Origin of the sequence: Pedobacter sp. V48, from assembly GCF_000523515.1 — a bacterium.
GTDB lineage: Bacteria > Bacteroidota > Bacteroidia > Sphingobacteriales > Sphingobacteriaceae > Pedobacter.
On record NZ_AWRU01000002.1, the window covers coordinates 274,670 to 297,149 of the forward strand.

Annotated in this window: 18 protein-coding genes and 3 pseudogenes; 16 read left to right on the forward strand and 5 right to left on the reverse strand. The window is 39.7% G+C overall.

The window, feature by feature from the left end; translation table 11 throughout:
• The first annotated feature begins 7 nt into the window (after nt 1-7).
• Both N824_RS02535 and N824_RS28850 read left to right on the forward strand, forming a co-directional pair.
• A pseudogene (locus tag N824_RS02535) lies at nt 8-2,347 on the forward strand (PAS domain S-box protein).
• Nucleotides 2,348-2,417: 70 nt separating this feature from the next.
• Nucleotides 2,418-2,777, forward strand: a complete 360-nt coding sequence (locus N824_RS28850; RefSeq protein WP_255327406.1) for a response regulator — start codon at nt 2,418-2,420, stop codon at nt 2,775-2,777.
• Nucleotides 2,778-3,034: 257 nt separating this feature from the next.
• Here the strand turns inward: N824_RS28850 and N824_RS02545 are convergent, their stop codons facing one another.
• From N824_RS02545 to N824_RS02570, 5 genes are all read right to left on the reverse strand, one after another.
• Nucleotides 3,035-4,036, reverse strand: a complete 1,002-nt coding sequence (locus N824_RS02545; protein WP_048903569.1) for a hypothetical protein — start codon at nt 4,034-4,036, stop codon at nt 3,035-3,037.
• A 480-nt stretch (nt 4,037-4,516) separates the two neighbouring features.
• Complete coding sequence (gene rlmN, locus N824_RS02555) at nt 4,517-5,566, reverse strand: 23S rRNA (adenine(2503)-C(2))-methyltransferase RlmN (protein WP_048903571.1); 1,050 nt, start codon at nt 5,564-5,566, stop codon at nt 4,517-4,519.
• Between the two features lie 85 nt (nt 5,567-5,651).
• Nucleotides 5,652-6,698: a 23S rRNA pseudouridine(2604) synthase RluF gene (rluF, locus tag N824_RS02560; protein WP_048903572.1), complete on the reverse strand. Its 1,047-nt coding sequence runs from the start codon at nt 6,696-6,698 to the stop codon at nt 5,652-5,654.
• Nucleotides 6,699-6,852: 154 nt separating this feature from the next.
• A complete protein-coding gene (locus N824_RS02565) occupies nt 6,853-7,350 on the reverse strand; it encodes a DinB family protein (RefSeq protein ID WP_048903573.1) in 498 nt (165 codons plus the stop codon).
• An 85-nt stretch (nt 7,351-7,435) separates the two neighbouring features.
• The gene (locus N824_RS02570; RefSeq protein ID WP_048903574.1) at nt 7,436-8,125 is read right to left on the reverse strand and encodes a YafY family protein; all 690 of its coding nucleotides are present in this window, start codon (nt 8,123-8,125) and stop codon (nt 7,436-7,438) included.
• A 96-nt stretch (nt 8,126-8,221) separates the two neighbouring features.
• On the opposite strand from N824_RS02570, the gene N824_RS02575 reads away from it, so the two are divergent.
• The 14 genes and pseudogenes from N824_RS02575 (at nt 8,222) to ruvA (ending at nt 22,468) form a co-directional block, all read left to right on the forward strand.
• Nucleotides 8,222-9,400: an amidohydrolase family protein gene (locus tag N824_RS02575; RefSeq protein WP_048903575.1), complete on the forward strand. Its 1,179-nt coding sequence runs from the start codon at nt 8,222-8,224 to the stop codon at nt 9,398-9,400.
• A 35-nt stretch (nt 9,401-9,435) separates the two neighbouring features.
• A complete protein-coding gene (locus N824_RS02580) occupies nt 9,436-10,395 on the forward strand; it encodes a nitronate monooxygenase family protein (protein WP_048903576.1) in 960 nt (319 codons plus the stop codon).
• Nucleotides 10,396-10,410: 15 nt separating this feature from the next.
• The gene (locus N824_RS02585) at nt 10,411-10,689 is read left to right on the forward strand and encodes an acylphosphatase (RefSeq protein WP_048903577.1); all 279 of its coding nucleotides are present in this window, start codon (nt 10,411-10,413) and stop codon (nt 10,687-10,689) included.
• On the forward strand, nt 10,690-12,174 hold the full coding sequence (locus tag N824_RS02590; RefSeq protein ID WP_084498161.1) for a polysaccharide biosynthesis C-terminal domain-containing protein: 1,485 nt from the start codon (nt 10,690-10,692) through the stop codon (nt 12,172-12,174).
• A pseudogene (gene dut, locus N824_RS02595) lies at nt 12,171-12,602 on the forward strand (dUTP diphosphatase). Before N824_RS02590 ends, dut begins: the two are co-directional and overlap by 4 nt.
• A 6-nt stretch (nt 12,603-12,608) precedes the next feature.
• Entirely contained in the window at nt 12,609-13,982 is a 1,374-nt protein-coding gene (locus N824_RS02600) for a lipopolysaccharide assembly protein LapB (protein ID WP_084498162.1), read from the forward strand.
• On the forward strand, nt 13,960-14,742 hold the full coding sequence (locus tag N824_RS02605; RefSeq protein WP_048903580.1) for a DUF4292 domain-containing protein: 783 nt from the start codon (nt 13,960-13,962) through the stop codon (nt 14,740-14,742). The genes N824_RS02600 and N824_RS02605 overlap by 23 nt, the downstream gene beginning before the upstream one ends.
• Before the next feature lie 455 nt (nt 14,743-15,197).
• The gene (locus N824_RS02610) at nt 15,198-16,043 is read left to right on the forward strand and encodes a murein hydrolase activator EnvC (RefSeq protein WP_235206969.1); all 846 of its coding nucleotides are present in this window, start codon (nt 15,198-15,200) and stop codon (nt 16,041-16,043) included.
• Nucleotides 16,044-16,101: 58 nt separating this feature from the next.
• Complete coding sequence (locus N824_RS02615; protein WP_048903582.1) at nt 16,102-16,488, forward strand: twin-arginine translocase TatA/TatE family subunit; 387 nt, start codon at nt 16,102-16,104, stop codon at nt 16,486-16,488.
• 10 nt (nt 16,489-16,498) lie between these two features.
• Nucleotides 16,499-16,702, forward strand: a complete 204-nt coding sequence (locus tag N824_RS02620; protein ID WP_048903583.1) for a twin-arginine translocase TatA/TatE family subunit — start codon at nt 16,499-16,501, stop codon at nt 16,700-16,702.
• A gap of 40 nt (nt 16,703-16,742) precedes the next feature.
• Nucleotides 16,743-18,173, forward strand: a complete 1,431-nt coding sequence (gatA, locus tag N824_RS02625; protein WP_048903619.1) for an Asp-tRNA(Asn)/Glu-tRNA(Gln) amidotransferase subunit GatA — start codon at nt 16,743-16,745, stop codon at nt 18,171-18,173.
• Between the two features lie 42 nt (nt 18,174-18,215).
• Nucleotides 18,216-19,427: a lytic transglycosylase domain-containing protein gene (locus N824_RS02630; protein ID WP_048903584.1), complete on the forward strand. Its 1,212-nt coding sequence runs from the start codon at nt 18,216-18,218 to the stop codon at nt 19,425-19,427.
• Between the two features lie 149 nt (nt 19,428-19,576).
• Nucleotides 19,577-21,880, forward strand: a pseudogene (locus tag N824_RS02635) (NADP-dependent malic enzyme).
• Nucleotides 21,881-21,883: 3 nt separating this feature from the next.
• Nucleotides 21,884-22,468, forward strand: coding sequence for a Holliday junction branch migration protein RuvA (gene ruvA / locus N824_RS02640; protein ID WP_048903585.1), 585 nt, complete (start codon nt 21,884-21,886; stop codon nt 22,466-22,468).
• The last annotated feature ends 12 nt before the right edge of the window (nt 22,469-22,480 follow it).

Sequence of the window (22,480 nt, forward strand, 5' to 3'; positions counted from 1 at the left end):
AAATTAAATGTCATCGAAGAGCCGGGATTCGTCTGCCAGTGAAAGCGAGCGTATTAAAGTATTGCATGAGTATAATATTTTGGACACCCCTTCAGAGGAGAAGTTCGACAATATTACCAAGCTTGCAACTTTAATATGTAATGCACCTATTGCGGTTATTGTTCTGGTTGATGAAAGCCGGCTCTTTTTGAAATCCTTTATCGGTATCGGCAATGGTGATGTTGCAAAAGACGTATCTTTTAGTGCAGAAACGATTAAAGGACATGAGATACTTGAAATACAGGATACGTTAACCGATAAGAGATTTAAAGATCATCCCATGGTTACCGGTAAACCCGGTGTCCGTTTCTATGCAGGTGCCCCACTTCTGGATGAAAATGGCTTTAAAATAGGTGTTATTGCAGTGTTTGATGTAATAACCCGATGTTTAACCAATGACCAGAAAGATGGTTTGGTAACGCTTGCCAATGAAACCATTACCCATATTACTTTAAGAAAAAAAACAATAGAGCTGGAAGCCAAAACCAGGCGCTTTGAGGAACTGCTAAATCTTTCGACAGTTTCGCCCGAGATCCATTGTATTCTAGATTATTCAGGTAAAATCCTGTTTATAAACGATGCGGTAACCAGTATACTTGGTTATTCGGTTCCCGAATCTATAGGACTAAGTATTTGGAAATTTTGCAATAAAGAAGACATCAGCAGGTTGGTGGATATTATTGAAGAAGGACTAAAGAAAAAGGTTAAAGAATTCAATGTAGAATTCAGGGTAAAGAGCAAGCATGGCCAGGTGCGTTGGCTGAGCTGGAATATGGTGGCCCGCGAGGGACGCTGGTATACATATGGAAGAGACATCACCGAAAATAAACGGGTAGAGAGTGAATTGGTAAGGCTGTCTTTTGTAGCGAGTAAGATCAATAATGCTGTGGTGATCAGCGATGCCAATAACCATGTAACCTGGGTGAACGATGCCTTTGAAAAGATCACCGGATTTACCATTAATGATTTAAAGGGAAAACGCCTGGGTGATTTGATCATTGGCCCCAAAACGGATTTGGAGCTATTGAAAAAAGCAAGGCTCCTGATCAAGCAAAACAGGTCCTTTACGGTAGACCTCCTTTCATACAGAAAGGATGGCCAACCCATTTGGCTATCTATTTACAATACAGTAGTGCTGGATGATAAAGGGAAGGTTGATATGGAGGTGGAGATCATTATAGATATTACTGAAAAGAAAAAGGCAGAAGAAGAGTTGCAGGTGCTGTCATTGGTAGCAAGTAAAACCAATACCGGAGTCAATATCTCAGACGCTGAAGGTAAAACTACCTGGATAAACCAATCCCTTAAAAAGTTGACCGGCTATTCTTTGGCCGAGTTGAAGGGTAAGGAGCTGGGCGATATTCTTTCTAAAGATGAAGCACATAAAGAGCTGATCTTAAGCTCCAGGGCAAAGTCGCTGAAAAATGAATCTTATCAGATAGAGGTACAAGCCAAAACCAAGGATAGCCAATCTATCTGGCTTTCGGTTTCTAATACCCCGATTATAAATGATAAGGGAGCGCTTGAGCGCCAGATTGATCTGATCTCGGATATTACTCAGCGCAAGCAGATAGAGCACGAGCTTCTCGAAGCTAAAGAACAGGCTTTGCAGTTGAGCGAGGCTAAGGAGATGTTCCTTTCTGTAATGAGCCATGAGATTAGAACGCCGTTAAATGCAGTAATTGGAATGACCCACTTACTGATAGATAATGACCCTAAAGCATCACAGCTAGAAGATCTGAATGTGCTTAAATTTTCTGCAGAGAACCTTTTGCATATTATTAACGACATCCTGGATTTTACCAAAATTGAAACCGGTAATCTGCAACTGGAAGCTATACCATTAGACATAAAAAGTCTGGCCTGCGATATTGTGAATTCCTTACAAATTAATGCTGCACAAAAAGGAGACAAGCTGACATTGGAATGCGATGATCAGCTACCTGTGAATATTCTTGGGGATAAAACCAGGCTTTATCAGATCCTGATGAACTTACTTGGAAATGCCATTAAGTTCACAGATTATGGGACAATAGAATTAAAGATTGAGCTTGTGAGTGAAAATGAAGAAGCTGTAGTAATGCGCTTTGTGGTAAAGGATAATGGTATTGGAATTCCTGAGGATAAGCAGTCATACATTTTTGAAACTTTTACTCAGGCTAAAACGGATATATCACGAAAATACGGAGGCACAGGTCTTGGTTTGGCCATTACCAAGAAGCTGTTAAAGTTGTATAAATCGGATATTACGGTAAAGAGTAAGGAGNNNGGAAGMGSRWCNYGWAKTCTCTTTCGATATTCAATTTAGCAAAGCAACACAAAAGACCAGACCAGTTAAATCAGCAGAAGCACCAGCCTCATTTATTGGGAAAAAGATACTGGTTGTTGATGACAATGAAATTAATATTCTAATTGCAAACCGCATACTTAGTAAATGGGGCTTTGAGCTTGAATTTGCCAGAAATGGTAAAGAAGCTATTGAGAAGGTAATGACCAGGACCTTTGACCTTATTTTTATGGATATTCAAATGCCCGGTATTGATGGATTTGAGACGACAAGTATTATAAGGGAGTTAGATGACGAGTATTTTAAAACTATTCCTATAATTGCGCTTACCGCCTCTACGCTGCAGGATGAAAATAGCAAGTTCAAAGCTTGTGGGATGAATGGACATATATTGAAGCCATTTAAGCCTGAGGAAATAAAGAATATTATTTCTATAAACTTCTCTAAGTAGTAAAATTTAACTGGATTTTTTATAAAAGATAAAGGGCCGATAGCCCATTTGCATGGAATTATCGACCCTTAAATTAACGCTCTCATAACAAAGGAACGAATTATTTCTTAATTGCCAAAAAATAAAAGACTTATTTGAAAATAAAAAGTAAAGGGCCGGTATTTCTATTAAGAATACCGACCCTTACCATCTAAATTAACGCTCTCAATAACATAAACGACCTTATGTTGAAATTGTTATAATTGATGTGTATTTTTTTAATTATGCTCGTAACACCCGAGTTCGGAAGGGAATATTCTGGGCAGATTATTAAGGTCTTTGTTTAAGAAAAGATCAAAAGCAGGGTCAGCACTTAGATTGCGGCCTTTATTTAAGACCGCGCTATTGTTCTGAAGCATAAAGTTGTATCTGAGCGGATCTACAAAGCTGGGATCAATATTTAACAGGTTAGAATTGCCCTGATAGGTTTTGAACATTGTTTTGATGGCGTTGTTGCTCAATTCTATTTCGATAGCCGCAGTGCTTTTTTTATCAACCAGAAGCTCTTCAGTTAAGCTTCCCCAAATGATATTATTGACCATTAGGATTTTCAAGTTTTTGGAGGGATATCCACTGCTTGCATCAGAGAAATACAAAGATGGTGTTCTGCGCGGTAACTTTGTATTGTAGCCGGCAAATGTATTTTGTTTAAGGTTATAGCGGCCACCGGAAACGCCATACAAAAGATATTGGCCGGCATTGTAAAACAGGTTGTTATAGGCATCAAGCTGAGCGGTGTAACCTACAAATCCGGCGATGGCCATGTTTTTTATGGTGCTATTGGTAAGAGCTAGCTTGGCGGTGCTGTTTGTGGAAAGAGAGTCTACAGTGATCCCAATTACTGCATTTTTAATCTGGGTATAATGGAGCTTTGAATTTGAGCTGCTGCTGTAAAAATGGAGCCCATTCCATTGCCCTGGTTCTTCTGCGTACATGCTTTCTGTCCGGTCTCCCGAAAACAAAACAGGATCTGCGGGTGTGCCGGTTGCTATCAGCTTCCCCCGAATGTTCATTCCTGAATTTCCATGGAAAAGCACTTTAGTGCCGGGAAGAATTGTGAGCGTAGTTTGCGGGGCAACCGTTACAGATTTGTAGATGATATAAGGCAGGGTGCTATTCCAAGTGGTGTTTGAGGTGATGGTTTGGTTGTTGATGAAAACGGCATTTTGTCCGTAAGCGATTAACGCAACGGATTGCCTGTTGCCATTTGTATTAAACAAAATAGAATCCTGGGCAATAAATGGCTCTGTTTGGTTATTTGCATCAATGGTAGCCTTTACGTAGATGCTGATAGAATCTTTGCCATCAATTTGAAGGTTTGACTTCTGGTTAACAGATTGTCCATTTATGATGAGACTAAAATAAGAGCCTGCACCACCACCGAGTTTGATTTCTTTGATGTTAACCGGTTTTACATTGGGGTTGTAAACCCTGATTCGTTTATTGGTAGATCCTGCAGTGGTAAATACGGTATCGAACAGGAGGGTATCTGTAGAAAAAGAAAGCTTTGCTTTMCKATCNKTAGNTTATTTCTTCAGATTTACGGCAAGCCGTAAATGCCAGGAAAAGGAGCGCAAAAAACAGAGGAGACAAACGCATTGAACAAACTTAGATAAATTTATTCTGCAAAGACAGCGATGTTTAATTAAGTTCATGCGCTAATTTTCCCTTTTTAGGATTTAGGTGACTGACCCCGGTGATTAATTTTGCTGTTTTACGGCGAGCTGACCACAGGCGGCGTCAATATCTTTACCACGGCTGCGTCTGATATTTGTGGTGATGCCCTGGCTTTTCAGGTAATTAGAGAACGCATCAATTTTATCACCCTCAGCATTCACAAAATCAGCAAACTGAATCGGATTGTATTCAATCAGGTTAACCTTGCAGGGAACATGTTTGCAGAACTTTGCAAGCTCCATGGCATCTTCAATTTCATCATTGAAGTGATTAAACACAATGTATTCGTAGGTTACTGCATTTTTGGTTTTGGAATAATAGTATTTTAATGCTTCTTCAAGCGCCTTTAAGGTATTGTGCTCATTGATCGGCATAATCTCATTGCGCTTTTTATCATTGGCAGCATGTAATGATAGGGCAAGATTGAATTTAACGCCGTCATCGCCTAGCTTTTTTATCATTTTAGAGATGCCTGCTGTAGACACCGTGATTCGTTTGTACGACATATTTAAGCCGTCGGGAGCGGTGATCCGCTCTATCGACTTTAATACATTGGCATAATTAAGCAGGGGCTCACCCATACCCATATAAACGATATTTGTCAACGGGGCATTGTAATTTTGCTTGGCCTGCTGGTCAATTAATACGACCTGGTCATAAATCTCATCAGCATTGAGGTTACGTTTACGATCCATATAGCCTGTTGCACAGAATTTGCAAGTTAAGCTGCAACCAACCTGAGAGCTTACACAAGCGGTCATGCGGTCGTCCATCGGAATTAAAACGCCCTCTACAATGTTTCCATCATATAGCCTGAATGTATTTTTGATGGTATGGTCATTACTGAATTGAGAGTTGTTAACCTCAACTACGTTGATGGCATAATTTTCATCAAGCTTAATTCTAAGCTCTTTTGAAAGATTACTCATCTCTGCAAAAGTGCGTGCTGATTTTTCCCAAAGCCATTGGTAAACCTGTTTGGCCCTGTAAGAAGGTTCTTTCATGGCGGTAAAGTGCTGTTGCAGCTGCGCCAGATCTAATGAACGTATATCAGTTTTCTTTGTAATAAGCATTTGGCTGCAAAGTTACCTAAAAAATATTCTTTCCCCGTCATTGATAATTCATTTCAACACGGCGGGGAGTTGTTGCCAATAACAATTATCGTTTGGGACTTCTGGTTTTTGCTGCAGGAGCGCCGGATCTACCCTTTGTTGGCCTTACCGGTCTTTTGCTTGGTCCGTTGTTTTTGTTCCAGTCCGTGCTTGAAGCAGCCGATTTGAAACCTCCGGCAGATTTTGGTGCTGATTTACCTTTGCCACCAGCGGGACGATCTGCTCTGCTTACCGTACCTGAAGAAGCCTTGCTATAAGGTTTTTTAGGGCCTCCGGGTTTGCCTGAAGATTTTCTTGGAGTTACATTTTCGGATAAATCCTCTTCTGCCCTGGCTTTAGGTTTTTTATTTACTCTTTTGGGAGCAGCACTTTCGGAACTTGATTTTGCAACCATGTTAAATATCTCAGTCTGCTCTGCAGGAGTAAGTTCACGCCATTCGCCAACAGGAATGCCTTTGATGCTGATGTTCATGATCCTGACGCGTTCCAGCTTGGTTACTTCAAAACCAAAATGCTCGCACATCCGTCTGATTTGTCGGTTTAGACCTTGAATCAGTATGATCTTAAATACAAAAGGACTTTCCTGAGTTACCTTACATTTTTTGGTCATTACGCCCAATACCGGTACACCTTTGGCCATTCCGGTTAAAAATGATTCCGTAATGGGTTTATTTACGGTAACGATATATTCTTTTTCGTGGTTGTTACCGGCTCTAAGTATTTTGTTTACCAGATCTCCGTTATTGGTAAGGAAGATCAAGCCCTGAGAGTCTTTATCCAGACGTCCGATTGGGAATACCCTTTCACTATGATTTACGTGGTCAACAATATTGCTTTTTACACCAGCCTCAGTAGTACTGGTTATGCCAACAGGTTTGTTGTAAGCAATAAGAACAGAGTTCTCGACCTCTTTAGGTTCAATAGTTTGTCCGTTAACCGTAACAATGTCTCCAAAGATGACCTTGTCGCCAACCTTAGCCCGCTTGCTGTTGATAAATACATTGCCCTGCTCAATATATCTGTCGGCCGCTCTACGAGAGCATAAACCGCTTTCACTAATGTATTTATTTAATCGGATGCTAGAATCAGACATGGATATTAGAGTTATAAATTGATTTCTTTTTTACAAAGGAATCAATTTATAACCAAATATGCTATCAAAATATTTTTAAGCAACTTATTTTAGAAAGAAAAGCATGGTCATTCTGATCACAAATTGACCCCATTTTAAAACAAAGCAAATCATTTTAAAAATCCATTTCATCGGCACTGGGACCAAAACTTCCCGGAATTGGGATGTTAAGAAGTCTTAAAAATACCCCTAATTGAGCCCTGTGGTGGATAATTTGATTAATACTCATTCGGATTACATCTGCTTTTGGTTCCACACTATAAATCTGTTGTCCATTTCTTAAAGTCCAGTCCTTATCTAAAAGACTTTCGTTTTCTTCTTTAAGCTCAGATCTGCCATCGGCCAGTGAACTTTCAAAATAAGCCAATAGTTCCTCAGTAGTATTTACATCAACAGGTTGATAGGGGTTATCGGCGAAGTCAAGCTCATCGGTTTTGATGGCCATCGTAATCCAGGTTGGCAGTTCAGCAATGTGAGTGGCCAATCGCTTAACGGTCATACTTTTTTCATGTGGCTGCCAGGCAAACTTATCGGTTGGCACTCTTTGCAACATTTTACGTGTGGTTAAAGCCTCTTGCTCCAGTTCTTTTAAATACATTTTAATTCTGCTCATAACTTTGTTTTTTGTTTTGTAGAACAAAGTAAACGGGCGCAACTGACAACCCTATGGCAGTCTGTTTTGAGAAAGAAAATTTATTTTAATAATTGACCGGAAGGAGCTTCATATACTCACTTAATTGCATGTGCTCGGTTTTTCGGAACGGGATTTCTAAATTTTTTACGGATTCAATTCGGGATACCTTGAAATCACGGTATTCGCAGCGGAGGTGGCACCATGCGATTAAATGCCAGCTGAATGCATAAAATATGAGTCCGATTGGTTCCAGCTCTCTTTTAGTGGTTTGCACTTTGTTGTTTGTATATGCAATTTCTATGATGCACTGCGAGGAAATGGCATTTTGTAAGGCCGAAAGGTATTCAAATTCATTTTTTATAGAATCTGGCAGTTGCAGTATCATGTTGTTGTTTAGTAGCTCCAGTTTCTCCTTCTGATTACTGCGCAATACCGCTTTGACCTTATTTAATGCAGTGGTATAATGTTTAAGAATAGATTGATCGGTGAAGCCGGAAACCAGGCGTTCCATTATTAATAAAGCATTTGCTTCTTCCGAATTAAACGATACGGGTGGGAGAAAGTATCCCTGGACAATGAAGTAGCCTTTTGGCTGCTCGAAACTAATTGGAATTCCCTGTTCAGTAAGTGCTTTAATGTCGCGATAAACTGTACGGATGCTAATCTCAAATTGATCCGCAATTTTGTCGGCTGTAACATATTTTTTTGTCTGAAGTAGAACAAGTATTCCAAAAAGTCTGTCTATCCGATTCATTTATAGGGTTGTTGATGTTTTGCAAACTTATATAAAATAGCTTTTAGCGGCTACTAATTTATAGATTTCTGCGCTTATTATCCGTTCTTTGTAGTTATGATTTCTTATATATCTGCGTCTTACGTATTTCCTGTGGTTGGCCCCCCAATAAAAAATGGGGTGATAGGAGTTGAAATTGATGGTACAATAACCAGTGTTTTAACACCTGAAGAAGCTGAAAATGAGAAAATAAAGGGCATAACCCATTATGAGGGTTTATTGGTGCCGGGATTTGTGAATACACATTGCCATTTGGAATTGTCGCATTTAAAGGGCCAGATAGAAACACGTACCGGGTTATTGGGTTTTGTGCAGGCCATAATGAAATTGAGGACCTCTGATGAAGATGCGCTGGATCTGGCCATGCTAAGAGCAGACAGAGAAATGTTTGAGAATGGAATAGTTGCCGTTGGTGATATTTCAAATCAGATCATTTCAAGGGGAACTAAGCTTGGAAGCCCTATTTATTACCATACTTTTCTGGAGGTTATGGGTTTTAATCCCTTGACGGCAAAAGAATCTATAACGCGTGCACTTGAATTTAAGGAGAAATTTGAACCCCTTAAAGTTTCAATTGTTCCGCATGCCCCATATTCGGTTTCAGCTGAATTATTTAAGGAACTGCGCGATAATGGTGAAACGAAGGCTGAGTTGCTGAGTATTCATAACCAGGAAACGGAAGATGAGAATCTATTTTTTGAGCATAAAGAAGGAGGTTTTTTGGAATTGTATAAAATTCTGGGACTTGATATTGACTTCTATGAAGCCTCTGGTAAAACATCTTTACAAACATTTTTACCAATGTTATCTGGCCAACAGAAAACGCTGTTGGTTCATAATACTTTTACTTCAAAAGCAGATGTTGAATTTGCAGAAGCATATCATCCCAATTTGTATTGGTGCCTTTGTCCGAATGCGAATTTGTATATAGAGAACAGGCTTCCAGATGTAGATATGCTGAGGAATGCCGGGGTAAAAATTACGTTGGGAACGGATAGTTTAGCCAGTAATAACAGACTGAGCATATTTGCAGAGATGCAGACCCTGCAAATCAACTTTGGAATTGACTTTGATGATCTTTTAAAGTGGGGCACCATTAATGGAGCGGAGTTTTTGGGGGTTGAGGAACGTTACGGTAGTTTGGAGCCAGGAAAAAGGCCGGGTATAAACCTTGTTGATTTTGAAGAGATAAGCGGGATAATAATGCTGGGATCGAGAGTAGAGAGATTGTTTTAAGTTTTATTTAGATAAATGTCTTTTCTTTGCATCTGATGAAGAATAGAATTGCAGCTCTTTTTGGTATTCAATATCCAATTATCCAGGCCGGTATGGTTTGGTGTAGCGGATGGAGGTTGGCTTCTGCGGTATCTAATGCAGGTGGATTGGGCATTATTGGTGCCGGGTCTATGTATCCTGATGTTTTGCTGGAGCATATACAAAAGTGTAAAAAGGCAACATCAAAACCGTTTGCGGTAAATGTTCCGTTGCTTTATCCTAATGTGCAGGAGGTAATGGATATTATAGTTGCAGAGGGGGTAAAGGTGGTATTTACATCGGCAGGAAACCCTGCTAGCTGGACGGGGTTTTTAAAAGAAAAGGGGATCACGGTGGTACATGTTATTGCCAACACAAAATTTGCATTAAAAGCGGAGGCTTGCGGAGTAGATGCCATTGTGGCCGAAGGGTTTGAAGCAGGTGGGCATAATGGAAGAGAAGAAACTACGACAATGTGTTTAGTACCCATGGTTAAAGCTGTGGTTAAAGTTCCGGTGATTGCTGCCGGGGGGATTGGAAGTGGTAGTGCAATGCTTGCGGCTTTTGCATTGGGTGCCGAAGGCGTGCAGATAGGATCCGCATTTGCTGTTGCAGAGGAGTCCTCAGCGCATCCCAATTTTAAACATAGGATAGTACAGGCAGTGGAGGGCGATACTAAGCTGACGATGAAAAAACTGGTCCCTGTACGGTTATTGAAAAATGAATTTGCAGAGGCAGTAGCCAAAGCAGAGTCGGAAGGTGCAAATGTCGAGGCATTGGCGCATCTTCTGGGAAAGGCACGCGCTAAACTGGGTATGTTTGAAGGAAATATGGATGAGGGCGAGTTGGAAATAGGTCAGGTATCGGCTATGCTACAAGATATTAAGCCGGCAGCAGTGATACTGCACAGTATTTGGTCGGAATTTTTAGAAGAAAAAAATAGGTTAAGCGCATTAGAATTTAGCGATTACCGTTAAAGGTTTAAAGTTTACATGGAAACGAAACATATAGATATTAAAATAACAGGAAAGGTGCAAGGAGTATCTTTTAGAGCTACCACTAAGGCTGTAGCTGATCAGATGGGCATTAGAGGTATGGTAAGGAATGAAAAAGATGGTTCATTATATCTGGAAGCAGAGGGTGATGATACTTTACTTGAAGTTTTTGTAGAATGGTGCAATGAGGGGCCAGACAGAGCCAAAATTGAAAATGTTGAGGTAACATCCGGTGAGGTGAAAAACTATCAGAATTTTGAAATCATTAAGAAGTAGATGTCGGTATTAAAGAAGTTTCTGGGGCAAACTGCGGTTTATGGTTTAAGTACTGTATTTTCCCGGCTGTTTAATTTTATACTCACACCAATTTATACCAGTAAATTTGCTGCAGGTATTTATGGCATATTTACCACAATGTATGCCTATGCTTCATTAATTAATGCGGTATTGGCATTTGGAATGGAGAGTACTTATTTTCGCTACCTGAATAAGCATGAGGATAAAAAACAAGAGGTATATAATAACTCCTTTCTGTGTATAGCCTTTATCTCCATTTTGTTTTTAATCACAGGTTTGGTGTTTTCCAATCCCATTGCGTCATACTTGACAGACGATCCCAATCAGCTTGGTGATTATAAACACTACCTACAGTTCTTTATCTGGATTTTATTTGTAGATGCTATATGTGTAATTCCATTTGCTAAATTAAGGGCAGACGATAAAGCATTTAAGTATAGCCTGATTAAATTTTCGAATATAGGCTGTTTTGTAGGGTTCAACCTGATCTTTATCTATATCATTCCCTTAATTATTAAACATGATTGGCCATTGGCTGAGTGGTTTGGTTCCTGGTACAGGGGTGTTTGGGTGGGCTATGTTTTTTTAGCGAACCTAATTGCCAGTTTGGTTACTTTTCTGCTGTTGCTTCCTGAGTTTCTTAAACTTCAGCTAAAGTTTGATAAAGAGTTGTTCGGTAAGATGTTTTCTTATTCATGGCCTATTCTGGTAGCTAATTTATCTTTTATAGTTAATGAGAACTTAGATAAAATTGTATTGAGCAGATTATTGCCTGATGCAATTGCCGATCATCAGGTTGGGATTTATGGCGCTGTCTGTAAAATTGCCATCTTCATCAGTATTTTTATTACGGCTTTCCGGCTGGGTGCTGAGCCTTTCTTTTTTAGTCATGCTAAAAATGCAAATGCGAAAAAGACTTACGCTCTTATCCTGCATTATTTTGTGATTGCATTGGCTTTATTATTTGTAGGGCTGATCGCCAATATCGAAATACTGAAGTATTTCATCCGGAAAAGTGAATACTGGGTAGGTTTGCCTGCTGTACCATATCTGCTATTTGGCTATGTATGCTTGGGCATTTACATGAATCTTTCTATTTGGTACCGCCTTTCTGATCAGACCCGTTTTGGTTTGTATATTTCTATCATTGGAGCATTCATTACCATTGTTTTGAATTTTGTATTAATTCCTAAGTATAGTTATATGGGCTCGGCATGGGTATCTATGCTGGCTTATTTTATAATGATGGTAATATCTTATGTTTTAGGACAAAAATATTATCCCATTCCTTACGATCTGAAAAAGATTTTGACATATTTGCTTATATCCGTGGTTCTTGTAATACTTTCCTTTTGGGTATTTAACAGGAATATTTATATTGGTAATGCATTATTACTCGCGTTCCTTGGGGGCATTATTTATTTTGAAAAGGATCAGTTGAAATCTATATTATTTAAAAAATGAACATAAACATCATAAACAATTCCGGACATCCATTGCCTCAATATGAGACTGAACATGCTGCCGGTATGGATATCCGCGCTTTTATAGANACTRARANTMSGAKTMRWSYTTTACAACGTATTTTGATTCCAACAGGTTTACATATTGAACTTCCTGTAGGTTATGAAGCGCAGATACGTCCACGTAGTGGCCTGGCTTATAAACATGGAATTAGTATTGTGAATTCGCCGGGTACTATTGATGCAGATTATCGCGGTGAACTGAAAGTTTTATTGGTTAATCTATCTGATACAGATTTTGTGGTGAATGATGGCGATAGGATTGCACAAATGGTTATTGCAAAACATGAAACGGTGAGCTGGAAATCGGTAGGCGAGTTGAGCGACACAACGCGCGGAGCCGGTGGTTACGGGCATACAGGGAAATAATTTGTTATGAGAAGAGGTAAGTGGCTTTTAATGTTATTGCTTTCTGGCAGCACCACGGTGTTTGCCCAGGAACCTGTGGTTTCTGCAATGGACAGCATGGCTATAAAAACACTCTTCTTTGCGGGGTTAAAGGAGAAGCTAAATGAAAATTATCCGAAGGCAGCGGAGAACTTTGATAAGTTATTAAAGATCGACCCTGATAATTCTGCTGCTTATTTTGAGATTGCTACGCTGAATTTCAGACAGAATAAACTGATGGAGTCGGAAATGGCCATTAAGAAAGCTACTTTTCTGAACCCCAATAACATTTGGTACTGGAAATTGCTTGCGGAGCTTTATAAGCGAAAAGGAGATATGGATAATCTGGTTGGTGTTTTTGATAAGTTAATTGCGCTTTCTCCTGATGAAGACTCGTATTATTTTGACAAATCCAATGCCTTGCTTCTGGCGGGTAAAGAAGAAGCGGCTTTGAAAGGATATGATGTGCTGGAAAAGAAGTTTGGCCCTTCAGATGCGTTAACTGAAGCCAGACAGCGCGTTAGTATGGGGAGAGGTGACGGGCTTGATAAGAAGGAGGTGGAGAAGATCCTTGCTGAAAATGTAAGTGATGTTAAGAGTTTGCTATATACAAGTGGAGTACTGGTACAAAAAAAACAGAACGCTGAAGCTTTAGCCGTACTTAAGAAAGCAAAGGAACTGGAACCTGATAATTTTGAGGTGGATCTGGCCATGGCTGATGTTTATAGCGCTTTAAAGAATAATACAGAAGCTCATATCTCCCTAAAAAAGGCTTTTGGGAATGTTATGATGCCTGTTGACCAAAAAGTTAAAATTGTAGTGATGCTTTTGGGAGGCAAGAAAGATCAGTTAAGGGTAGATGCTGCCGCTGAGCTTGCAATGATTGCAACGAAAGTTCATACGGATGATCCTAAAGTTTTTGCTTTATATGGTGATGTACTTTATCAGCAAGGAGATCTGCAGGGCGCACTGACACAATTCAAATCTGTATTAAAGATGACCGATCAGCTTTATGCGGTATGGGAACAGATGTTGAATATACAGACCTCGCTTGGTTTATATAAAGAGGCAATCAAAACTGCTGATGATGCGCTGTCGGTTTATCCGAATCAAGCCATTTTATATTATTACATGGCATTGGCCCTTCAAAATGATAACCAAAATGCATTGGCTTTAACAACTATTAAAACAGCATTGCAGCTGGATGCAGAAAATCCGTTATACATAGAGTGCTATGGTGATGTTTTATTTCTGAAGGGGGATAAAGATTTGGGATTGGCACAGTGGAAAAAGGCCAAAAGTGCAGGAAATGATTCAGAGAAATTAAATAAGAAGATTAATGAGAAGAAATATATTCAATAGCTTGCTATTTGTTGCTCTTGTTTCGGTAGTAATGGCTTGTAAGACCAAGAAGGCCATTGTTAAAGCTCCAACAGCAGCGGAAACGCCGGCTGATAATAAGAGATCGGAAACGATAACGGTGCTTAAAGCGAAAGATATTTCTTTTAGTACGCTTTCGCTTAAAGCAAAGGCCAGTCTTGATATTAATGGGAACACAAATAATGTGAACATGAACATCAGGATAGAGAAAAATAAAAAGATCTGGGTAAGTATTACCGCTTTGGGTATTGAAGTGGCAAGGGCATTAATTACTCCGGATAGTATTAAGGTCAGAAATAATTTACAGGGGGTTTATTTAAAGAAGCCTTTTAACTACGTACATACTTATACCAATAAGCAGGTTAATTTTGAACTGTTACAGTCTATTTTCTCTGGAAATACGGTTAAAGATTTCTTTAGACAGGAGACCCTGGTAGCACAGGAAAATGGCGTTTGGACGCTTAGTGGCGTGAACGAAGGCCTGGCTTACAGAGTGATTTTTAATACCCTATTAAAGGTTAATGAGAACAACTTAAATGATGTTGCTTCCGGAAGATCTTTGCGGGTTGTATACGGAGAATATCAGAATATTAATGGCGCTCTTTTCCCGACCAACCTGAAAATTAACTCTATGGCGGGGGACAAAAGAATTAATATCAATTTGGACTTTTCGAAAATTGAAAGCAATCTTGCTCTTGAATTTCCGTTTAATGTTCCAAATAAGTACGAGGTAATAAACTGATTTTTTATACTTTTGATGTAATGAAGCTAAACAAATTACTTTTACTCCTCTTATTTTTACTATCTGCCTCTGTTGTTTTTGGACAAAGTAGCGCCGAGTTGAAAAGAAAAAAAGAAGCCATACAGCGCGAAATTGATTTGTTGCAGAAAAATGCAAATAAAGCAGCAAAGAACAAAAAGCTTACTTTAAGCCAGATCAATGCACTTAATGCCAAAATTGGATTAATGCAAAGCAAGATCTCTGTGATCAATTCGGAGATGAAAAATCTTGATAATCAGATTCATGAAAACACTAATGTTGTTCATAATTTAAAGGGACAGCTGGGGCAGCTTAAAAAWSWMTRTKSWWKTWKGANWMAGKWKYGCMSARYKGAWCANSARMKMTYWTGNWTWRSATKANRTYCNATTTTKGCAKYMAGTGNYWTTRATCWGGCWTNNANTAAGCGKATTAAATATTTGCAGCAGTTTGGTCAGTACCGTAAAAAGCAGGCCGACTATATACAGGGTAAGCAGAAAGATCTTAATTATAAGATCGTAATTTTAGATAAAAACCTTAAGGAGAAGAGCAATCTTTTGCATGAACAGGAGCAGGAGAAGAGTAAGCTTGGTAAGAATAAGAGTGAGCAGTCTCAGGTGCTGAATAAGTTTAGCAGGGAAGAGAAGCAGTATAGACAAGATATTGCAACGCGGAAAAAAATATCTGCCCAGCTCGATAGAAATATCCGTGCAGCAATTGCAAGGGAGATTGAAAAAGCAAGACGAGAAGCAGAAGAGGCGCGTTTAGCCGCTGAAAGAGCCGCCGCCGCTAAGGCAAAAGCTGAAAATAAGCCTGCTCCGACTGCCGCTGCGCCAAAAGCAAAAACAAACAGCGGATATTTGACGGCAACACCGGAAGCGGCAAGGTTATCATCGCAATTTGAAAGTAACCGTGGCTCGTTGCCGTGGCCTGTTGCAACCGGTTCCATTACGGAACGTTTTGGAAGACATATGGAAGGTCAGGCATCGTATACCAACGATGGTGTAAATATTGAAACTGCTGAGGGGGCCGCTGTGCGTGCGGTATTTAATGGGAAGGTTACTACGGTTATGGAGCAATATGGTAGATATTTTGTGCTGATTAAGCATGGTGAATATTTCACGGTTTACCAGAACTTAAAATCAGTTAGTGTATCTAAAGACCAGGAAGTGACTACAAAACAAACAATAGGTACTGTGGGTACAACCGAAGGTACACCTCAGCTGCAATTCCAGATTAGAAGAGGGATGGCGGCACAGAATCCTGAAGCATGGATAGCAAAATAGGATATTGTGGATTATAAATGTTTATATTTGTATTAATTAATTATAAATCAGTAAGAAAATGTATAGAGGGACGTTAATAGAATTCCTGAACATGGGTGGCGGCGAGATTATGCTCATCCTTGCGGTGGTACTTTTGTTATTTGGAGGTAAAAAATTACCAGAACTGGCAAGAGGTTTAGGGAAAGGAATCAGAGATTTTAAAGATGCCTCAGAAGGGGTTAAAAGAGAAATCCATCGTAACATAAATTCCGTAGGTATTGTTGATGATATCGAATCGGTTATTAATGACACCAATGCCAATCGTCATCATCCTTCTGAAACTACTCCGGAGCCACAAGCTGTAGAGCAGAGCAGGGAGTCATCGGATTTTGAAAAGCAGGACCTTGTTGCTGCGAATAACGAGACAGAGAACACAAAAATAGAAACAGATAAAACTAAACTTTAACTAAAATATCATGTTAAACACAACGATATCAGCCGCGTTAGGTGGCATGGAAATAGCCGTTATTCTTGTAATAGTACTTTTGCTTTTTGGAGGTAGAAAGATTCCTGAACTGATGAAAGGTCTGGGAAAAGGTATTAAAGAATTTAAAGATGGTAAAGACGGAGTTGATGATAATGAACCGGTAGAAAGAAACCGCACCAACAAACCGTTATAGGTTTTAGAACCTAATTTTTAATCTTAATGTATTCTTGAATTTGAAGAAGTATAGCTCCTTAACAGAGATACAAACTCTTATTGGTCAAAAAAAACTCAGCTTACCTGAGTTGTTAGATTATTATTTTAAGCAAATAGAAGCTCATCAACACCTCAATGCATTCAATGAGGTGTTTTTTTATTCGGCTGTTGAGCAGGCTAAGCTTGTACAGGAAAAAATCGATAATGGAACTGCGGGTAAGCTTGCGGGGATGGTAATTGGTATAAAAGATAATATATCTTATAAAGACCATACGGTTACAGCTTCTTCCAGAATGCTTGAAGGTTTTGTATCTCCCTATTCTGCTACCGTTGTAGAAAGACTGATCAGTGAAGACGCCGTTATTATTGGCAGGCTAAATTGCGATGAATTTGCTATGGGTGGCTCTAATGAAACCTCTTATTATGGCCCGGTAAGTAATGCTGCGGATATTGAAAGGGTAGCGGGAGGATCATCAGGTGGATCGGCTGTGGCTGTTCAGGCAGATTTATGTTTGTCAGCCCTAGGAACAGATACCGGGGGCTCTGTTAGACAACCAGCGGCTTTTTGCGGATGTATTGGCTTTAAGCCAACTTACGGCCGTATTTCGAGATATGGAGTAATTGCTTATGCTTCCTCATTTGATCAGGTAGGTACCATTACATCCTCAGTTAGCGATGCGGCAATATTGTTAGAGGTTTTGGCCGGAGCTGATGATTATGACAGTACAGTTTCTAAGAAAGAAGTACCTGCTTATTCTGCAGCCCTAAGCAATGTGACCAAAAAGAAAATTGCAGTGATACGGGAAACGCTGGAAAGCGAAGCATTAGATCCTGCAATTAAGGATTCGATATTGAATGCTATAGAACGATTCAAGGCACAGGGACATACAGTAGATTACGTGTCATTTGATTTGCTGGACTATTTGGTTCCTGCATATTATGTGCTTACTACTGCAGAGGCTTCATCTAATTTATCCCGTTATGATGGGGTGCATTATGGTCACCGTAACCTGGAAGCCGGCAGTTTAAATGAACTTTATAAAAAATCAAGAGCTGAGGGTTTTGGAGAAGAAGTGAAAAGAAGGATATTGTTGGGAACCTTTGTTTTAAGTGCAGGATATTATGATGCATATTATCAAAAAGCACAGCAGGTAAGAAGGTTGATCAGGGAGAAAATGGAAGAGATGCTTAAGGAGTTTGATGTGATTTTAACCCCTGTAACTCCAACACCAGCTTTTAAAATTGGCGACAATATAGATGACCCGTTGGTGATGTATATGGCAGATATATTTACTGTATTGGCCTCTTTAACGGGGATTCCGGCGGTAGCAATACCTTTGGGCAATAATGATGACGGTTTGCCGTTAAGTATTCAATTGATGACCAAACATTTTAGGGAGGAAGAACTGCTTTCCTTGTCCCAAACATTTTTAAATGATAGCTTAAACTAAGGAGGTTTTTTAAAAAAGCCTTGGAAGCAGAATGAAATGCCTATGAAAATAAAAGTACACTTCGTATCCTATTGCATTTTAGCATTAATTAGCTTTTCAGCATCGGCCCAACAACATGGCTTAATTTTGAACGACACAACTTCAGTACCTGAGGTTGATGAAACACCCCTGTTTAATAACTATAATTACAACTACAAGAGCAGATTAGATTCTATTGAGAAGACCGTCCCGCTTACTTACAATGAATATGTACAGAAATACATAGACATTTACAGCGGAAGGAAAGAAATGATGGGCAGGATGCTGGGCATGTCTGACTATTATTTCCCGATCTTTGAAAGAGCGCTTAAAAGCCTTAATATCCCGGAGGAAATTAAATACCTGCCAATCATAGAATCATCTATGAACCCGCATGCCGTTTCCCGGGTTGGTGCTACCGGATTATGGCAATTCATGTTTGGTACTGCTAGAGAGTATGGCTTAAATATGGATAATTTCGTTGACGACCGAAAGGATCCGATACAGGCAAGTTATGCTGCTGCCGCCTATTTTAGAGATGCTTATGAGGAGTTGGGTGACTGGCTTCTGGCAATTGCCGCCTACAACTGTGGAATGGGAAATGTGAAGCGGGCAATGCAGAAAGCCAACTCCAATGATTTTTGGGAGCTTAGAAGATTTTTACCAACCGAGACAAGAAATTATGTGCCTGCGTTTATTGCTGCAGTGTACGTAATGAAGTGTTCCGACAAACACCATATTAGTTCACAACGGCCATCTTATATCAAGATTACGGATACGATTCAGGTTAATCGTTTTATTTCTATCCCTACTTTAGCTAACGCTTTGAATATGGATGAAGAAGAACTTTGCACCTTAAATCCTTCTTATAAGAAGAAGATCGTTAACGGAACAGAATCCATGCCCAAGCGTGTGATTGTCCCAAAAGTTAGCCTGGCCAACTTTGCCAGAATCTACGAGGTGCTGAATCCTGAAACAGAAACCAACATGAAAATGGTGTTGGCGTCAAATGAAGAGCGGCGACCTGTAAGGAATGTAAAATCAAGACCTGTCTTCTTCTACCATAAGGTTAAACCCGGACAAAATTTAGGGGCGATTGCCAATAAATATCATGTTGAGGTTCAGGATCTTAAAGTCTGGAATAAGTTAAGAAGTTTAACGATTGTACCGGGGCAGAAAATAAAAGTGTATAGTACACATAACGATGATGACACCCCGAGTCGCCTGAAAAGCTAGCGTTCAGTTTGTTTATTTTCCTGTTCATTTTGTKCNYAAYWSCATTTWMAYRYKSGNWWTCYGTNNTTYARKWKCYTWWWKTYTRKWWTAAGNNYTAAKAARWKWAWYGWWWSTWYSRSSSYWKAMAATWRANARTNTWTAKKACNANMATAAMSAKKAASCWGRATGCTTTAGATTACCATTCGCAGGGGCGACCTGGGAAGATTCAGGTTATCCCAACAAAACCCACAAACTCCCAAAGAGACCTGGCGCTTGCCTATTCACCTGGGGTTGCAGAGCCATGTTTAAAGATTGCTGAAAATACTGAAGACGTTTATAAATATACAGCTAAGGGGAATTTAGTGGCTGTAATTAGTAATGGTACTGCTGTATTGGGCTTAGGTAATATTGGACCGGAAGCAGGAAAACCTGTAATGGAAGGAAAGGGTCTCCTTTTTAAAATATTTGCTGACATTGATGTTTTTGATCTTGAACTGGACACCACAAATGTGGATGATTTTGTTAAGATCGTGAAAGCTCTTGAGCCTACTTTTGGTGGCATAAATTTAGAAGATATTAAGGCACCTGAGTGCTTCGAAATAGAGCGTCGTTTAAAGGAAGAAATGAAGATTCCTGTAATGCACGACGATCAGCATGGTACTGCCATTATCTCGGCAGCGGCATTGTTAAATGCCTGCGAACTGCAAAAAAAGAAAATGGATAAGGTTAAGATAGTAGTGAATGGGGCAGGTGCTGCCGCTATTTCCTGCTCACGCTTATATGTTTCTTTAGGTGCCAAAAAAGAAAATATTGTGATGTGTGACCGCTCTGGCGTGATCAGAGATACACGTGAGAACCTTGACGCAATTAAAGCTGAATTTGCAACTTCCAGAAAGTTAGATACGCTGGCCGAGGCAATGAAGGATAGTGATGTGTTCATTGGCTTATCGTCTGCTAATTGCGTCACAGAAGATATGCTGAAATCAATGGCAAAAAATCCTATCGTGTTTGCTATGGCAAATCCCGACCCGGAAATTGCTTATGAGCTGGCGCTTAATTCCCGCAAGGATATTATTATGGCTACCGGTCGTTCTGACTATCCTAATCAGGTGAATAACGTTTTGGGATTCCCGTATATTTTTAGAGGTGCGCTTGACGTGAGGGCTACCGCCATTAACGAGCCCATGAAGATCGCCGCGGTAAGAGCGATTGCCGAGCTGGCTAAAAAACCAGTACCTGAGGCGGTGAATATGGCCTACAATGAAACCAACATTAAGTTTGGTAAAGATTATATCATTCCAAAACCGATGGATCTTCGTTTAATGACGAATGTATCTACTGCAGTTGCCAAGGCGGCAATTGAGTCTGGTGTTGCGCGTAAAGTGATCACCGATTGGGATGCCTATATGGAGGAATTGAAACACCGATTGGGTGGCGATGACGCGATTATGCGTGCGATTACAAATAAGGCTAAGTCTGATCCTAAGCGCGTTGTGTTTGCTGAAGCGGATAACTATAAAATATTAAAGGCTGCTCAAATTGTAAAAGATGAGAATATAGCTATCCCTATTCTGCTTGGAAACAAGGAAATCATTAAGAAGATCATTGAGGAAAATGCGCTGGAATTAGAGGGCGTTACAATTATCGACCCTTTTGAGGAGCAGCAGCGTATGAGTAAATATGCGAACTCATTATATGAGAAGAGACAAAGAAGAGGGGTGACTTTAATTGAGGCTACCAAATTTCTGCGTGACAGGAATTACTTTGGGGCTTCTATGGTTGAGTTTGGAGAAGCTGATGCAATGATTTCTGGTTTGACTAAGAATTATGTGTCGACAATTAAACCCGCTTTGCAGGTTATTGGTACTGAAGAAGGTGTAAATCGTGTTGCTGGTATGTATATGATGATGACCAAGAAGGGGCCTGTGTTTTTCGGAGATACGACTGTTAATGTTGATCCTACTGCGGAAGAATTAGTAGATTTAACTTTGCTTTTAGAAAGATCTGTAAGTAAATTTAACATACAGCCAAGGGTGGCATTACTTTCATACTCTAACTTTGGGTCTAATGAAGGTATTGTACCAGAAAAGGTCAGGAAGGCTGTAAAGATACTACACGAGAAATATCCGCACATTATGGTGGATGGCGAGATGCAGGGTAACTTTGCCATTAATAATGAGATGTTAAAAGACAATTTCCCTTTTAGCAGATTGATTGGCGCGCCAGCCAATACGCTGGTTTTCCCTAATCTGGAATCTGGTAATATTGCTTATAAATTATTACAGGAACTTGGAGAGGCGGAGGCCGTTGGCCCGATCTTACTGGGTCTAAAAAAACCAGTACATATTGTGCAGCTTGGTAGTTCAGTGAGAGAAATTGTAAACATGGTAACCATTGCGGTTTTAGATGTACAGGCTAAAGAACAAGAAGCAAATCCGAAAAAAGGTCTATTAAAAAGAATTTCAAAAAGATAAAATATGTTTGCATATATTGATGGTAAGTTAACCTTTAAATGCCCCGCGTATATTGTAGTGGAAGCCGGTGGCGTAGGCTACCATATKAWYWTAKCTNTAAATACATACAGCAGTCTTGCCGATGCGGAGCGATGTAAAATCTATACATGGCTTCATATTAAAGAAGATGCCCATACTTTGTATGGTTTTGCTGATGAAGGTGAAAGAAGATTATTTCTGCATTTGATTTCGGTATCTGGTATAGGACCCAATACAGGAAGAATGATGCTTTCATCTATTACCCCTAATGAAATTCAGTCTGCTATTATTAGCGGTGACCTTCCACTTATACAACGTATTAAGGGGATAGGTGTAAAGTCTGCACAAAGACTTGTGCTTGAGTTGCAGGATAAATTAAAGAAAGAAGGAACGGGGTCGTTAATTGCGGCCCCTTTAAACAATACTGTAAAGGAAGAAGCTTTATCAGCTTTAATGATGCTCGGGTTTGCTAAACCTGCATCTGAAAAGGCAATCGATAACGCAGTGAAGGTGGGTGGTCAGGATCTATCAGTAGAACAAATGATTAAGCTAGCCCTAAAAAATTTATAACTTTTTTTGCTC

What these genes read in the sequence shown, in the direction of transcription:
- rlmN (WP_048903571.1), bottom strand. Translation starts at nt 5,566, where the DNA reads ATGCTTATTACAAAGAAAACTGATATACGTTCATTAGATCTGGCGCAG.
- rluF (WP_048903572.1), bottom strand. Translation starts at nt 6,698, where the DNA reads ATGTCTGATTCTAGCATCCGATTAAATAAATACATTAGTGAAAGCGGT.
- N824_RS02565 (WP_048903573.1), bottom strand. Translation starts at nt 7,350, where the DNA reads ATGAGCAGAATTAAAATGTATTTAAAAGAACTGGAGCAAGAGGCTTTA.
- N824_RS02570 (WP_048903574.1), bottom strand. Translation starts at nt 8,125, where the DNA reads ATGAATCGGATAGACAGACTTTTTGGAATACTTGTTCTACTTCAGACA.
- N824_RS02575 (WP_048903575.1), top strand. Translation starts at nt 8,222, where the DNA reads ATGATTTCTTATATATCTGCGTCTTACGTATTTCCTGTGGTTGGCCCC.
- N824_RS02580 (WP_048903576.1), top strand. Translation starts at nt 9,436, where the DNA reads ATGAAGAATAGAATTGCAGCTCTTTTTGGTATTCAATATCCAATTATC.
- N824_RS02585 (WP_048903577.1), top strand. Translation starts at nt 10,411, where the DNA reads ATGGAAACGAAACATATAGATATTAAAATAACAGGAAAGGTGCAAGGA.
- N824_RS02590 (WP_084498161.1), top strand. Translation starts at nt 10,690, where the DNA reads ATGTCGGTATTAAAGAAGTTTCTGGGGCAAACTGCGGTTTATGGTTTA.
- N824_RS02600 (WP_084498162.1), top strand. Translation starts at nt 12,609, where the DNA reads ATGAGAAGAGGTAAGTGGCTTTTAATGTTATTGCTTTCTGGCAGCACC.
- N824_RS02605 (WP_048903580.1), top strand. Translation starts at nt 13,960, where the DNA reads ATGAGAAGAAATATATTCAATAGCTTGCTATTTGTTGCTCTTGTTTCG.
- N824_RS02615 (WP_048903582.1), top strand. Translation starts at nt 16,102, where the DNA reads ATGTATAGAGGGACGTTAATAGAATTCCTGAACATGGGTGGCGGCGAG.
- N824_RS02620 (WP_048903583.1), top strand. Translation starts at nt 16,499, where the DNA reads ATGTTAAACACAACGATATCAGCCGCGTTAGGTGGCATGGAAATAGCC.
- N824_RS02630 (WP_048903584.1), top strand. Translation starts at nt 18,216, where the DNA reads ATGAAAATAAAAGTACACTTCGTATCCTATTGCATTTTAGCATTAATT.